Annotated in this window: 11 protein-coding genes; all 11 read left to right on the top strand. The window is 69.5% G+C overall.

Annotation, left to right across the window (positions count from 1 at the left end):
- Positions 1-1,431 (top strand): [protein-PII] uridylyltransferase family protein (locus MCHT01_RS23030; RefSeq protein WP_501193229.1); only part of this gene is annotated, 1,431 nt, incomplete at its 5' end.
- Between the two features lie 18 nt (positions 1,432-1,449).
- A complete protein-coding gene (rrtA, locus tag MCHT01_RS23025) occupies positions 1,450-2,073 on the top strand; it encodes a rhombosortase (RefSeq protein WP_084453264.1) in 624 nt (207 codons plus the stop codon).
- A gap of 9 nt (positions 2,074-2,082) precedes the next feature.
- A complete protein-coding gene (locus MCHT01_RS23020; protein ID WP_067069303.1) occupies positions 2,083-2,967 on the top strand; it encodes a DMT family transporter in 885 nt (294 codons plus the stop codon).
- A 629-nt stretch (positions 2,968-3,596) separates the two neighbouring features.
- Complete coding sequence (locus tag MCHT01_RS23015; protein WP_245643584.1) at positions 3,597-5,072, top strand: cytochrome c; 1,476 nt, start codon at positions 3,597-3,599, stop codon at positions 5,070-5,072.
- Positions 5,073-5,085: 13 nt separating this feature from the next.
- Positions 5,086-5,712, top strand: coding sequence for a sugar dehydrogenase complex small subunit (locus MCHT01_RS23010; protein ID WP_067069299.1), 627 nt, complete (start codon positions 5,086-5,088; stop codon positions 5,710-5,712).
- Positions 5,709-7,340 carry a GMC family oxidoreductase gene (locus MCHT01_RS23005; protein WP_067069296.1) on the top strand — a complete coding sequence of 544 codons (1,632 nt, stop codon included), beginning with the start codon at positions 5,709-5,711 and terminating at the stop codon, positions 7,338-7,340. Before MCHT01_RS23010 ends, MCHT01_RS23005 begins: the two co-directional genes overlap by 4 nt.
- 28 nt (positions 7,341-7,368) lie before the next feature.
- Complete coding sequence (locus MCHT01_RS27890; RefSeq protein ID WP_067069293.1) at positions 7,369-8,910, top strand: methyl-accepting chemotaxis protein; 1,542 nt, start codon at positions 7,369-7,371, stop codon at positions 8,908-8,910.
- A gap of 163 nt (positions 8,911-9,073) precedes the next feature.
- A complete protein-coding gene (locus MCHT01_RS22995) occupies positions 9,074-11,215 on the top strand; it encodes a TonB-dependent siderophore receptor (protein ID WP_067069290.1) in 2,142 nt (713 codons plus the stop codon).
- Positions 11,216-11,406: 191 nt separating this feature from the next.
- Positions 11,407-11,757 carry a GntR family transcriptional regulator gene (locus MCHT01_RS22990; RefSeq protein ID WP_067069288.1) on the top strand — a complete coding sequence of 117 codons (351 nt, stop codon included), beginning with the start codon at positions 11,407-11,409 and terminating at the stop codon, positions 11,755-11,757.
- Entirely contained in the window at positions 11,754-12,626 is an 873-nt protein-coding gene (locus tag MCHT01_RS22985; RefSeq protein WP_067069285.1) for an ABC transporter ATP-binding protein, read from the top strand. The genes MCHT01_RS22990 and MCHT01_RS22985 overlap by 4 nt, the downstream gene beginning before the upstream one ends.
- 48 nt (positions 12,627-12,674) lie before the next feature.
- On the top strand, positions 12,675-13,574 hold the full coding sequence (locus MCHT01_RS22980; protein WP_067069282.1) for a hypothetical protein: 900 nt from the start codon (positions 12,675-12,677) through the stop codon (positions 13,572-13,574).
- Positions 13,575-13,612: the final 38 nt, after the last annotated feature.

Here is a 13,612-nt window from a genome sequence, read left to right as displayed (position 1 = left end):
GGCGGGCCGCCGCTCCCGATCGACAGCGAGGACTTCCTCGAGAAGCTGCAGCCGGAACTGGCCGCCAGCGTGCGCCGCTGGGCGCAGCAGCCGCGCGTGCAGAACCTGCGCGAGGAATCGCGGCTGCGGCTGGCCAAGCTGGTCGGCCGCGCGGCGCTGGCCGTGCGCCAGGGCGAGTGCACGCTGGAAGCGGCGCAGCGCTTCGTGGACTGGATCGAGCCGCTGCTGCGGCGCGAGAGCTACCTGGCGCTGCTCGTCGAGCGGCCGGCGGTCCAGGGGCGATTGCTGCGCCTGCTGGGGCTGGCGCGCTGGCCGATGCGCTATCTGATGCAGCACCCGGGCGTGATCGACGAGCTGGCCGATGCGCGGCTGCTGCACGAGCGCTTCGACGGTCCCGCGTTCATCCAGGATCTGCAGGCGCGCCACGACGCCTGGGCCGAGCACGGCGAGGCGAGCGAGGACGCGCTGCTGGACAGCGTGCGCCGCGCGCATCACGCCGAGGTCTTCCGCACGCTGGTGCGCGACGTCGAGGGCCAGATCAGCGTCGAGCAGGTGGCCGACGAGCTCTCGCTGCTGGCCGACGCGACGCTGCAATGCGTGATCGACTGGGCCTGGGCGCGCCTCAAGCAGAAGCACCGGGACGCCCCGCGACTGGCGGTGATCGCCTACGGCAAGCTGGGCGGCAAGGAACTGGGCTACGGCAGCGACCTGGACCTGGTCTTCCTGTTCGACGACGAGGACGAGAACGCGTCCGAGATCTACGGCGCCTTCGTCCGCAAGCTGATCACCTGGCTGACCATCCGCACCGCGGCGGGCGAGCTCTTCGACATCGATACCGCGCTGCGGCCCAACGGCAACTCGGGGTTGCTGGTGACCTCGCTGAGTTCCTTCGAGAACTACCAGGGCGGCCGCGGCAGCAACACCGCATGGACCTGGGAGCACCAGGCCATCACGCGGGCGCGCTTCTGCGCGGGCGACACGTCGCTGGCCGAGCGCTTCGAAGCGACGCGACGCGCGGTGCTGACCGCGCCGCGCGACCCTGTGGCGCTGCGCGAGGAGGTCGTGGCCATGCGCGAGAAGCTGCGCGCGGCACGGCCGGTCAAGGCCGGACTCTTCGACGTCAAGCACAGTCCGGGCGGCATGGTGGATGCCGAGTTCACGCTGCAATACCTGATCCTGGCGCACGCCGGCGCGCATCCCGACCTGCTGGCCAACGCCGGCAACATCGCGCTGCTGCAACGCGCCGAGGCCCAGGGCCTGCTGCCGGCCGACGTGGGCCGTGCGGCGGCCGACGCGTATCGCGAACTGCGCCGGGTCCAGCACCGGGCGCGCCTGAACGAGCAATCGACCGCGCTGGACGCCGAAGCCGCGGAGGCCCTGGCGCCGCAGCGCGACGCGGTGCTGGCGCTGTGGCGCGCCGTCTTCGGCTGACGAGGGCGGGCGCGTCGGATGCGGGGACGCGCATGGATGCTGCTGGCGCTGCTGCTGGCCACCGGCTCGCTGCTGGTCTGGGTGCAGCCGCCCGCGGTGCAGGCGGCGCTGCAATGGCGGCCTGAACTCGCCGGGCGGGAGCCCTGGCGGGCCTTCACCGCCGCGCTGCTGCACTGGAGCCCGCAACACCTGATCGCCAACCTCGCGGGCTGCGCGGTCGTGGGCCTGCTGGGCCTGGCCGCGCGCCTGACCTGGCGCGAGGCGCTGGCCTGGCTGATGGCCTGGCCGCTGACGCAGTTCGGCCTGCTGATCGAGCCGGGGCTCGAGCGCTTCGGCGGGCTGTCCGGCGTGCTGCACGCGGGCGTGGCGGTCGCGGTGATCGCGATGCTGCGGATGCGCGCGTCGCATGGGCGGGAGCGGGTGATCGGTCTGATGATCGGGATCGGCCTGCTGGCCAAGGTCGCGGCCGAGCGGCCTCTGGCCGGACCGCCGCTGCGCCAATGGGAGGGCTGGAACATCTCGATCGCGCCGCTGGCGCATCTGACCGGCGTGGTGTCCGGGGTGGTCTGCGCGCTGGCGGTGGCGCTGGCCTGTGCGCTGCTCGCGCGCGCCGGGCGATCGCGGGAATCGTGCCGGGCATGATCTGGCGCCATGGAACGCAAGCAGCAACTCGACGGAACGGCGGTGCTCATCCTGCTCGGATGCTGCCTGCTGTGGGGCCTGAACCAGGTCGCCGCCAAGGCGGCGCTGACGGAGATCGGCCCCTTGTGGCAGGCGGCGCTGCGCTCGGGCGTGGCGGGGCTGCTGGTGTGGGGCTTCGCGGCCGCGCGCGGCATCGCGCTCTTCACCCGTGATGGCAGCCTGAAGGGCGGTCTGCTCGCGGGGCTGCTCTTCGCGGCGGAGTTCGCCTGCATCTTCCTCGGTCTGCAGTACACGACGGCCTCGCGCATGGTCGTGTTCATCTACCTCGCGCCTTTCGTCGTGGCGCTGGGCATGCCGCTGATCTCGCCGTCGGAGAAGCTGCGCCCGCGCCAGGCCTTCGGCCTGCTGATCGCCTTCGGCGCGGTGGCCTTCGCATTCGGCGAGGGCCTGCAGTCGAGTGGCAAGCCGCTGCAGTGGATCGGTGACGCGCTGGGCGTCGCGGCCGCGCTGCTGTGGGGCGGGACCACGCTGGCGATCCGTGGCACGAAGCTGTCGTCGGCGAGCGCCGAGAAGACGCTGCTGTACCAGCTGGCGATCTCCGCGGTGGCGCTGGCGGCGGGTGCCGCGGTGTCGGGGGAGGGCTTCCCGATCGCGTGGTCGTGGCGCCTGCTGGGACTTTTCGGGTTCCAGGCGGTGATCGTCTCGTTCGTCAGCTACCTGCTGTGGTTCTGGCTGATCCGCCATTACCCGGCGACCAAGCTCTCCAGCTTCACCTTGAGCACGCCGCTGTTCGGGCTGCTCGCCGGCGCGCTGCTGCTCGCCGAACCGATCACGCCTCGTCTGATGCTGGCGCTCGCGGGGCTGGCGGCGGGGATCGTGATGGTGAACAGATAAGGCGCGAACCGCGTGCACCCCGGACCCTGATCTAAGACCCTCTCCCCCGCCCTCTCCCGCAAGCGGGAGAGGGGGCCTGACTGAGCGGCGCATAGATGGGCGCACAGATCAGCCCACAGATCAGCGCACAGATCAGCGCACAGATCGGCGCACAGATCGGCGCAGCGCCCAGACAACTCCCTCGCCCGCTTGCGGGAGAGGGCGGGGGAGAGGGTCTTCGAACGGCAACGAGCCCAAACCTCCAAGCGCAGGCAGCAAGCCCCGCCTTGGGGCATTCGCTCCGCCATGCGGCAGTTGTCCGACAACTGGACTCGGAGATTGCTCGCGGACGGCGGCTCGCCAGGCAAGACCTGACGCTGGGCTGATGTTGCGTTGCAACAATATCCGTGCGCGCCAGGCAAGACCTGACCCCAAACGGGCGATCTCCGATCTTTTCTCCGGCCGTGTGCGGGATGTCGACCATCCGCCGGCATCCGTGCGAGGACCGGCGCCGCGTTTCGGTTTATTCGAGCGCGGGCTGGGGAAACTCCTCCGAACGGGAGACGCGCCGCTCTGGCGCGCCGACCACAGTGCGGCCGTCATCCGCGCGGCGACGGTCACGCACGAACCACGACTGGGGAATCCAAACCATGAGATCGATGAGCTTCAAGTCACGAGGCACGACGGCGCTGTCGCTGCTGTTGTGGACCTTGTGCGCCTGCCCGGGCCTGGCCCGGGCGCAGGACGTCCGGCCGGATGCCGCGCCGGGCGCCGCACAGAGCGCCGCGCCCGACGCCGCGCTGATCGCGCGCGGCAGGCAACTGGCCGTCGCGGCCGACTGCGCCGCCTGCCACACCGCGCCCAAGGGCGGCGTGCCCTTCGCCGGCGGTTACGCGATCGAGTCGCCGATGGGCGCCATCGTGGCGACCAACATCACGCCCTCGACCACGCACGGCATCGGCGCCTACACGCTGGCCGAGTTCCAGCGCGCCTTGCGCCAGGGCGTGCGCCGCGACGGCGCCCACCTGTACCCGGCGATGCCCTACACCGCCTACACGCAGCTGAGCGACGCCGACACCCAGGCCCTCTACGCCTACTTCATGCACGACGTGAAGCCGGTCGACACGCCGGTCGCCGAGACGCATCTGCCGTTCCCCTTCAGCGTGCGCGCCTCGATGGCCGCCTGGAACGCGATGTTCCTGAAGGACCAGCGCTTCACCCCCGATCCCGCCAAGACCGAGCAGGTCAACCGCGGCGCCTACCTGGCCAACGCGCTGGCGCACTGCAGCACCTGCCACACGCCGCGCAACACGCTGATGGCCGAGGACCTGGGCAAGCCCTTCCTGTCCGGCGCCAACGTCGGTCCCTGGTTCGCGCCCAACATCACCTCGGACAAGGTCCACGGCATCGGCGGCTGGAGCGACGACGAGCTGGTGCAGTACCTCAAGACCGGTCAGGTCCATGGCAAGGCGCAAGCGGCCGGTCCGATGGCCGAGGCGATCGAGCACAGCCTGCAGCACCTGCCCGAAGCCGATCTGCGCGCCATCGTGGCCTACCTGAAGCAGACCCCGGCGGTGGTGGGCGGCGGCACGTCGACCGACATCCGGCCGCGTCACGCCTTCGGCGACGCCTCGCGCGATGAAGTCGCGCTGCGTGGCCTGAACGACGTCGATCCCGGATGGCGGGTGTTCAGCGCCAGTTGCGCCCATTGTCATCAGGAGAATGGTACCGGTACCCGGAATGGCGAGTACCCCTCGCTGTTCCACAACACCGCCACCGGAGGCGATCGCGCCGACAACCTGATCGCGACCATCCTCCACGGCGTGGACCGCACGGTCGCCGGGAAGCCGCATTTCATGCCGGCCTTCGGCGACGACGCCTCTTTCACCGATCGCCTCAGCGATCAGGAGATCGCCGACCTCTCCAACTACGTGCTGAGCCGCTACGGCAATGCCGCCGTCAAGGTCAGCCTGGAGGACGTGCGCGTCGCCCGCGCCGGCGGCCCCAAGCCCCTGCTCGCCAAGGCGCAGCCCTTCCTGGTGCCGGCCGCCGTGCTGGTGCTGCTGGCGTTGATCGCCCTCGTGCTGCGCAGCCGCCGCGCCAAGCGCGCGCGCCGCTCGCTCTGATCGGAGTTCCCCCATGACCCATGAACACGACCCCTCGCAAGCGCTGAGCCGCTCGCTCTCGCGCCGTAGCCTGCTGGAGATGGCCTCGCTGGCGGGCACCGCGCTGGCGCTCGGCGGCGCCGGCCTGCTGGCCGCGCGCGAAGGCATCGCCGCGACCGCGTCGGCAGCCGGTGACGCCGCCGCGCTGCCCGCCGCGGATTTCCTGCGACTGTCGGTCTTCCTGACCGGCGGCCAGCCGTTGGATGCGACGCTCGCCGGCCGCTATCAGGCGGCGCTGGCCAAGCGCGATCCGCAGTTCGGCGACAGCGCCCGCGCGCTGCTCACGCTGATCGCATCGAGCCAGGCCGCCAGCATCGACCAGTTGCTGGAGGCGCCCGAGCTCAAGGACACGCTGCGCGCGCTGACCACGCGCATCGTCTCGGCCTGGTACTTGGGCATCGTCGGCCAGGACGCCGACGCCGAGCTCATCAGCTACGCAGAGGCCCTGATGTACCGGCCGACCAAGGACGTCCTGGTGGTGCCGACCTATGGCGCCGGCCCCGACTCCTGGGGCGAGCAGCCGGCCTCCTCCGCGACCGCGCCCACGAGCGCGCCCGCCACGGCGCCCATCAGCGCCTCCAACGAACGCAAATCCTCATGAGCACACAGTACGACGCCGATCTGATCGTCATCGGGTCCGGGGTGATGGGCGGGCTGATCGCCAGCCGCGTCGCCAAGGCGGGCAAGTCCGTCATCATTCTCGAAGCCGGTCCGCGCGTGCGCCGCGCCGACATCGTCGAGACCTTCCGCAATGCGCCGGTCAAGCTCTCGCTGGCCAACATGAAGCTGCAGGGCGCGGGCTCCCCGTTCCCCAATCCGCCGCACATCCCGTCGACCTACGGCGACTACCTGCGCCAGACCGGGCCGGTCTCCTACCCGACCAAGTACCTGCGCGTGGTCGGGGGCACGACCTGGCACTTCGGCTCCGCGCTGTGGCGCATGATCCCCAACGACTTCAAGCTCAAGTCGCTCTACGGCCGCGGCCGCGACTGGCCCATCGGCTATGACGAGCTCGAACCGTATTACTGCCAGGCCGAGGAAGAGCTGGGCGTCTCCGGCGTCGACGGTCAGGATGAGAGCGGCCACGGCGCCGAGCCCAGCCCGCCGCGTTCCAAGCCCTTCCCGATGAAGCCGCTGGCCGAGCCCTACTTCATGAAGCGGGTGACGGACATGCTCAAGCCGGGCGGCTACCACCCGGTGATCGAGCCGCACGGGCGCGCTTCGCGGCCCTACGGCAACCGGCCGGTCTGCGCGGGCAACAACAACTGCAACCCGGTCTGCCCGATCGGCGCGAAGTACGACGGCTCCATGCACATCGACGTGGCCGAGCGCGCCGGCGCCAAGCTGCTGGACAACGCGGTGGCCTATCGCATCGAGGCCGGCGACGACGGCAAGATCACGCGCGTCCATTACAAGAAGCCCGACGGCAGCTCGCATGCGCTGACCGCGCGCCACTTCGTGCTGGCCGCCTACGCGATCGAGGGCCCCAAGCTGCTGCTGATGTCGACCTCGGAGAAGTACCCGAACGGCATCGCCAACAGCTCCGACCAGGTGGGCCGCAACCTGATGGGCCACACCGGCATCAGCATGAACATCATGATGAACGAGGACGTCTGGCCGGGTCAGGGCCCGACCGAGCTGCTCGTCTATCTGAACTACCGCGACGGTCCCTTCCGCAAGGACATCCCCAGCTACAAGACCAAGTTCCGCAACACGGTGCCGACGCAGCAGATCGCGTCGGAGCTGCTGGCCAAGGGCGTGATGGGTTCCAAGCTGGACGAGGAGATCCGCAAGCGCTCGGCGCGCTCGCTGAACGTGGCGGTGGACTTCGAGACCGAGGCCCAGCCGCAGAACCGCATCGTGCCCAGCAAGACGCACAAGGACGCCATCGGCATCCCGGTGCCGGAGATCTATTACAGCGTCAACGACTACTGGAACGCCGGCCGTGACTTCGCCGTCAAGGACCTGGAGCGCATGGCCAAGCTGATGGACGCGGACATCCTCAAGATGGACACCAAGCATCAGGACCGCCAGCACATCATGGGCACGACGCTGATGGGCGACGACCCGAAGGACTCGGTGGTCGACCGCGACTGCCGCACGCACGACCACCCGAACTTCTTCATCGCCGGCACCGGCGTGATGCCCTCGGCCTCGTGCATGAACCCGACGCTGACCGGCGCCGCGCTGAGCCTGCGCATCGCCGACACGCTGCTCAAGGAAATCTGAAACCAACACCATCAGGGAGGAATCCGGCATGAACTGGATCGACAAGTTGAGCGTGGGCGCCAAGCTGGGCCTCGCATTCGTGAGCGTGCTGCTGCTGACCGCCGTCACCGGCGGTCTGGGGCTCTATCAGCTCTCGCGCGTGAGCGCGTCCGCCACCGAGATCGGCGAGCACTGGATGCCGTCGCTCTCGGGGGCGCAGGTGGTGCGCTATCAATTCATCCGGCATCGGATGAAGGAGTACCGCCTGCTGCTGGCCACCGACGCCGATCGCGCGGCCAACGAGAAGAGCCTGCTCGACGTGCGCGCCGATCTGCTCAAGAGCATCGTGGACGAGGAGCAGCTTGCCGTCACGCCCGAGCAGCGCGTGCTGGTCAAGCGCATCCACGAGGGCTGGAATGCCTACACCGGGCTGAGCGACAAGGCCGTGGAGGTCAACCGCGGCAACGACACGGCCGCGGCGATGAAGGCGCTCAAGGACGCGCAGGGCGGCTACGACGTCGTCATCAACGCGATCGAGGACCTGGTGAAGCTGGAGGTGGCCGGCGGCGCGGGGGCGAATGCCTCGGCGGTCGACATCTACAAGCGCAGCCGCTGGACCATCGGCGCGCTGACCGTGGCGGCGATCGTGCTGGGCGCCTGGCTGTCGCTGCTGATCACGCGTGCGATCGTGGGCCGGCTGACGGCGTCGGTGGCGCTGGCGGAGTCGGTCGCCGACGGCGATCTGCGCGGCACCTTGAAGGCGCAGGGGCAGGACGAGGTCGCCCAATTGCAGACCGCGCTGGCGCGCATGGTCGGCCAGTTGCGGCAGGTGGTGGGCGAGGTGCGGCAGGGCGTGGAATCGGTGTCGACGGCGTCGGCGCAGATCTCGACCGGCAACCTGGACCTGTCGGCACGGACCGAGCAGACCGCCTCCAACCTGGAGGAGACGGCCTCCAGCATGGAGCAGCTGACCGGCACGGTCGCCCAGTCGGCCGACACGGCGCGCCAGGCCAACGAGCTGGCGCGGCATGCGGCGGACGCGGCCGGCCGCGGCGGCGAGGTGGTGGCGCAGGTCGTGCAGCGCATGGCCAGCATCAGCGAGGCCTCGCGCCGGATCGCCGACATCATCGGCGCCATCGACGGCATCGCCTTCCAGACCAACATCCTGGCGCTGAACGCGGCGGTCGAGGCGGCACGCGCGGGCGAGCACGGCAAGGGCTTCGCGGTCGTGGCCTCGGAAGTGCGGGCGCTGGCGCAGCGCAGCGCGGAAGCGGCGCGCGAGATCAAGACGCTGATCGCCAACTCGGTGGAGACCGTGGAGGCCGGCGGCGCCGACGTGGCGCAGGCGGGCCGGACCATGGAGGAGATCGTGGCCGGCGTGCGCCGTGTCACCGATCTGATGGGCGAGATCGCCACCGCCGCCACCGAGCAGCGCGACGGCATCCATCAGGTCAACCAGGCGGTCGCGCAGCTGGATCAGATGACGCAGCAGAACGCCGCGCTGGTCGAGGAATCGAGCGCCGCGTCGACCTCGCTGCAGGAGCAGGCGCAGCGGCTGTCGCAGGTGGTGTCGGTGTTCCGGGTCGCGTGATCCCCACGGTCATCAGGGCGGGCGGCTGGCGAGCCGCCCGTGGTATCGCTACCACGTTCAACGCCGACTTTGTCTGTTTGTAAATGCGAATTCCTCGCATTGCGATTAGAGTGCGAGGCGGTGGCGTTCTCGACGCCAAGGTTCCACTCCTCTTGCACTCCCGATGAAGCAGCAATTCCTGATGACCGCCTGCGCGCTGGCGGCGGTCCTGGCGCTGGGCGATTCCGCCTTCGCCCAATCGCAGACGCAATCGCAGACCCAGACCGCGGCTCCAGGCGCGGACGGCACGCTCGAGAAGATCGTCGTCGCCGGCAAGCGCGCCAAGCGCGTCTCCAAGGGCGCGACCGGCCTGGCGATGGACATCAAGGACACGCCGCAGACCATCAGCACCATCGACCGGGAAGACCTGACCAACTTCGGCCTGACCGGCAGCAACGAGGCGCTGGGCCTGGCCACCGGCATCAACGTCGAGCAGTACGAGACCAACCGCGCGACCTTCAACGCGCGCGGTTTCGACATCCAGCTGACCCAGGTCGACGGCCTCGGGATGACCAACTCCTGGGGCACGGTGGTCGGACGCGAGGACACCTATCTGTTCGAGCGCATCGAGCTGATCCGCGGCGCCAACGGCCTGTTGACCGGCGTGGGCAACGCCTCCGGCACCATCAACTACATCCGCAAGCGCCCCAAGAACGAGGACGGCGGCGAAGTCAGCTTCAGCCTGGGCTCCTACGGCCTCAAGCGTGCGGCCATCGACTACAACAAGGTGCTGACCCAGGACGGCGCCTGGGCCGGCCGCTTCGTGGCGGTGACCGAGGACAAGGACTCCTACCTGCGCGGCCTCAAGGACAAGCGCACCTCGATCTACGGCGTCGTGGACGGCCAGATCGGCGACAACGGCGTGCTGACGCTGGGCATCACGGCGGTGGATTCCAAGCAGGACTCGCCCACCTGGGGCTCGCTGACGCTGCTGCGCGCCAACGGCACGCAGGCCGACTTCCCGGTGGGCTCGTCGACCTCGCAGGACTGGACCTACTGGAACACCAAGTCCTACAACGCCTTCGCCGAGTACACCCATCGCCTGTCCAAGGACTGGGAAGCCAAGGTCACCTACAACTACCGCCACAGCAACGAAGCCACCAAGCTGCTGTACGCGTACTCCCTGACCGGCGTGCTCAACAACGACGACACCGGCCTGGTCGGCTGGCCCTACCGCAGCCTGGGCGCGACCGACAACAACGTGCTGGACGCCAACCTCAACGGCAAGTTCTCGGCCTTCGGCCGCGAGCACACGCTGCTGGTGGGCCTGAGCCAGTCGCGCGAGAAGACCGCGGTCGATACCTTCGCCGCGACGACCCACATGCTGGATCCGCTGCCGGCCTTCCCGTATGGCGGCAACGTCTACACAGAGCCCACCTGGGGCCCGCGCTCGCCCTCCACGCGGGGCAGCCAGACGCTGACGCGCCTGTACGCCGCCTCGCGCCTGACGCTGACGGACGCGCTGCACGCGGTGGTTGGCGTGAATGCCGTGAAGCTGGCGCGCGACGGCGCCTCGATTTACGGCAACGCGGCGACCAACACCACCTACCCGGACACGAAGGAGACCAGCCCGTACGTCGGCCTGACCTATGACTTCACGCCGGACGTGCTGGGCTACGTGTCCTACTCCAACATCTTCCAGAACCAGGATCAGACCGACATCAAGGGCGCCTACCTGGATCCGATGAAGGGGGTGAACACCGAGGTCGGCGTGAAGGCCGAGTGGCTGAACAAGGCGCTGCTGACCACCTTCGCCGTCTTCAGCGCGAAGCAGCAGGGTCTGGCGACCTACGCGGGCAAGATCTCGGCGCCGGGCACGGCGATCGACGGTCAGGACTACTACGTCGGCCAGGACGTCAAGTCCAAGGGCTGGGAAGTCGAGGTCACGGGCCGCATCACCGCGGACGCGAAGGCGACGGTGGGCTACACCCACCTGATGCTGACCGGCCCGGACGGCAAGGACACCTACCTCTGGATCCCGCGCGACACGCTGAACTTCCGCGTCGACACGCGCGTGCCGGTGCTGCCCGCCCTGCGCCTGGGCGTGGGCGGTCGCTGGCAGTCCGAGACCAACGCGACCAACGGCACCCATCAGGGCGCGTTCATGACCGCCAACGCCTTCGCCTCGTACGAGCTGACGCGGGACGCGACGGTGCGCCTGAACGTCAACAACATCTTCGACCGCAAGTACATCCGCGGCCTGGCCTATGGCGCGACCTACGGCGCGCCGCGCACCTTCGCGGTGACGCTGGACTACAAGATCTGATCCGCGCGATCTGACCCGTCCGTGTCGACCGGACGGACCGACGGCCGGGGCGCTCCCAGGAGGGGGGTCCCCGGCCGTCGACGTTTCATCCCCCCTTTTCTGCAGTCCGTCGCCCCCGGCTTGGGGCCCCCGGGAGGGGTTGATATGGTGTGCTACATCAGCAACACACCGGCGCTCCGGCGCCTCGCGACATGCACAGCTGGAACGATCAAGCGCCGATCTATCAGCAGCTCGCCGATCGACTGGCGGCGCAGCTGCTCGACGGCGATCCGCCGGAAGGCGAGGCGCTCCCCTCGGTGCGGACGCTGGCGAGCCGCTATCTCATCAACCCGCTGACCGTCAGCCGCGCCCTGCAGGCGCTCGTCGACGACGGCCTGCTCGAGAGCCGCCGCGGCCTGGGCATGTACGTCCGCGACGGCGCCCGCATCCGACTGCTGCGCAGCGAGCGGGAGCAGTTCCTCGAGGACGAATGGCCGCGTCTTCGAGAGAAACTCCGCCGCCTGGGCCTCGGCCCCAAGGACCTGACCTGGGAGGACGCATGAACACGCTCATCGAGGCCAAGAACCTCAGCCTCAACTACGGACGCAAGCCCGCGCTGCAGGACCTGTCCTTCACCGTGCCCGCCGGACGCGTCGTCGGCCTGCTGGGCCACAACGGCGCCGGCAAGACCACCTTGATGAAGACCCTGGTCGGTCTGAAGCGCCCCCAGGGCGAGCTGCGGGTGCTGGGGCTGGAGCCGCACGCCAGCCGCAGCCAGTTGCTCACCTCGCTCTGCTACATCCCCGACGTCGCCGTGCTGCCGCGCTGGGCCCGGGTGTCGGAGCTGATCACGCTGATGAGCGGCCTGCAGCCGCGCTTCTCCGCGGACCGTGCCCGGCAACTGCTCAAGCGCACCTCCGTCGGCGAGCGCGACCGCGTCAAGCACCTGTCCAAGGGCATGGTCACCCAGCTGCACCTGGCCCTGGTCGCCGCCATCGACGCCAAGCTGATGATCCTGGACGAGCCGACCCTGGGTCTGGACGTCATGTCCCGCAAGAGCTTCTACGAGATGCTCATCGACGAGTGGTGCGACGGCGAGCGCAGCGTGATCATCTCCACCCACCAGGTCGAGGAAGTCGAGTCGCTGCTGTCCGACGTGATGATGCTCGACGAGGGTCGACTGGTGCTCAACATCCCGCTGGCGGAGATGGACTCGCGCTTCGTCGCGCTGTCGCACGACGCGGAGGCCGCCGAGGCCATCGCCGCGGTCCATCCGCTGCTGCGTTACCGCCTGCAGGGCCGGCCCGCCGCGCTGTTCGACGGCGTCGCGCCGGAGGCCGTCGCCCACCTGGGCCAGCGCATGCGTCCCAGCCTGGTCGACCTGTTCATGGCGCTGACCCGCAAGCCCGAGAACGAGGCGCGCAGCGCCTGACCGGCGCGCCCGCCCAACGCCCCAAGTGCGAGAGAACAAGGATTCCCCATGAAGCTCTTCAACACGCTGCTGCTGCGCGAGTGGCTGCAATACCGGCGGTCCTGGATCGGCCTGACGCTGGGACCGGTGCTGGTGCTGCTGGCGCTGGTCCCCATCAGCCAGGTCGAGGGCCTGAACGTGCTGTCGCCCGAGCCGGTGGCGCTGGTGTCCATGGCGCTGACGCTGGGCCTGGTCCTGGCGCTGGTGCTGGCCACCTGCGGCTACATGCTCATGAGCCTGGCCCGTCGCGATTCGCAGGACCGCTCCATCGAGTTCTGGGCCTCGCTGCCGGGCAGTCACGGCGCGAGCGTCGCCGCGCCGCTGCTGGCCCACGGACTGCTCGTGCCCATTGTCGCGATCGTGGTGGCGGTGGCCGGCGGCCTGCTGGTCGGCGCCGCGATGTCGGTGCGGGAGCTCGGCTTCGCCTCGCTGCAGCAGATGCAGTGGGCCGCGGTGTTCGAGGCCGCCATCTGGCTGGTGATCCGCCTGGGCGTCGGCCTGGCGCTGGCCGTGCTGTGGTTCTCGCCGATCGCGCTGGCGCTGATGGCCGCCTCGGCCTGGGTCAAGCGCTGGGGGGCGCCGCTGCTGGTGATCGCCGTGTCGGCCTTCCTCAAGATCTACAAGGGCGAGCCCGCGGCGGTCTTCGTCTCCGAGACGCTGCGCGCCCAGATGGCCGGCGTCGGACGCTCGGTCATCTTCGCGGGTCAGAGCCTGGTCTTCCAGACCAACGACGAGAGCCATTTCAGCCTGGACCGCTTCTACGAGATGCTCTACGGCTTCCCCGGCGGGGCCCGCGAGGACCTGATCAGCGCGATCCAGCTGGCCATGCAACCGCGCTTCTTCGTCGGCCTGGCCGTGGCGGGGCTGTGCTTCTGGCTGCTGGTGCTGCAGCGCCGCCGCAACCTCTGAGCGCCGGTCGAGCGACCACCCCCACCCCGCATCGGGAG

Source organism: Mitsuaria chitosanitabida ATCC BAA-476 = NBRC 102408, assembly GCF_001598255.1.
Taxonomy (GTDB): domain Bacteria; phylum Pseudomonadota; class Gammaproteobacteria; order Burkholderiales; family Burkholderiaceae_C; genus Roseateles; species Roseateles chitosanitabidus.
The sequence above is the reverse complement of the archived record's forward strand: the minus strand, read 5'-3'. Positions and strand labels throughout refer to the sequence as shown.

Excerpts from the sequence above, each read along its gene's own strand:
- MCHT01_RS27890 (WP_067069293.1), top strand. The coding sequence starts at position 7,369 with ATGAACTGGATCGACAAGTTGAGCGTGGGCGCCAAGCTGGGCCTCGCA.
- MCHT01_RS22985 (WP_067069285.1), top strand. The coding sequence starts at position 11,754 with ATGAACACGCTCATCGAGGCCAAGAACCTCAGCCTCAACTACGGACGC.
- MCHT01_RS23005 (WP_067069296.1), top strand. The coding sequence starts at position 5,709 with ATGAGCACACAGTACGACGCCGATCTGATCGTCATCGGGTCCGGGGTG.
- MCHT01_RS23020 (WP_067069303.1), top strand. The coding sequence starts at position 2,083 with ATGGAACGCAAGCAGCAACTCGACGGAACGGCGGTGCTCATCCTGCTC.
- MCHT01_RS23015 (WP_245643584.1), top strand. The coding sequence starts at position 3,597 with ATGAGATCGATGAGCTTCAAGTCACGAGGCACGACGGCGCTGTCGCTG.
- rrtA (WP_084453264.1), top strand. The coding sequence starts at position 1,450 with ATGCGGGGACGCGCATGGATGCTGCTGGCGCTGCTGCTGGCCACCGGC.
- MCHT01_RS22980 (WP_067069282.1), top strand. The coding sequence starts at position 12,675 with ATGAAGCTCTTCAACACGCTGCTGCTGCGCGAGTGGCTGCAATACCGG.
- MCHT01_RS22995 (WP_067069290.1), top strand. The coding sequence starts at position 9,074 with ATGAAGCAGCAATTCCTGATGACCGCCTGCGCGCTGGCGGCGGTCCTG.
- MCHT01_RS23010 (WP_067069299.1), top strand. The coding sequence starts at position 5,086 with ATGACCCATGAACACGACCCCTCGCAAGCGCTGAGCCGCTCGCTCTCG.
- MCHT01_RS22990 (WP_067069288.1), top strand. The coding sequence starts at position 11,407 with ATGCACAGCTGGAACGATCAAGCGCCGATCTATCAGCAGCTCGCCGAT.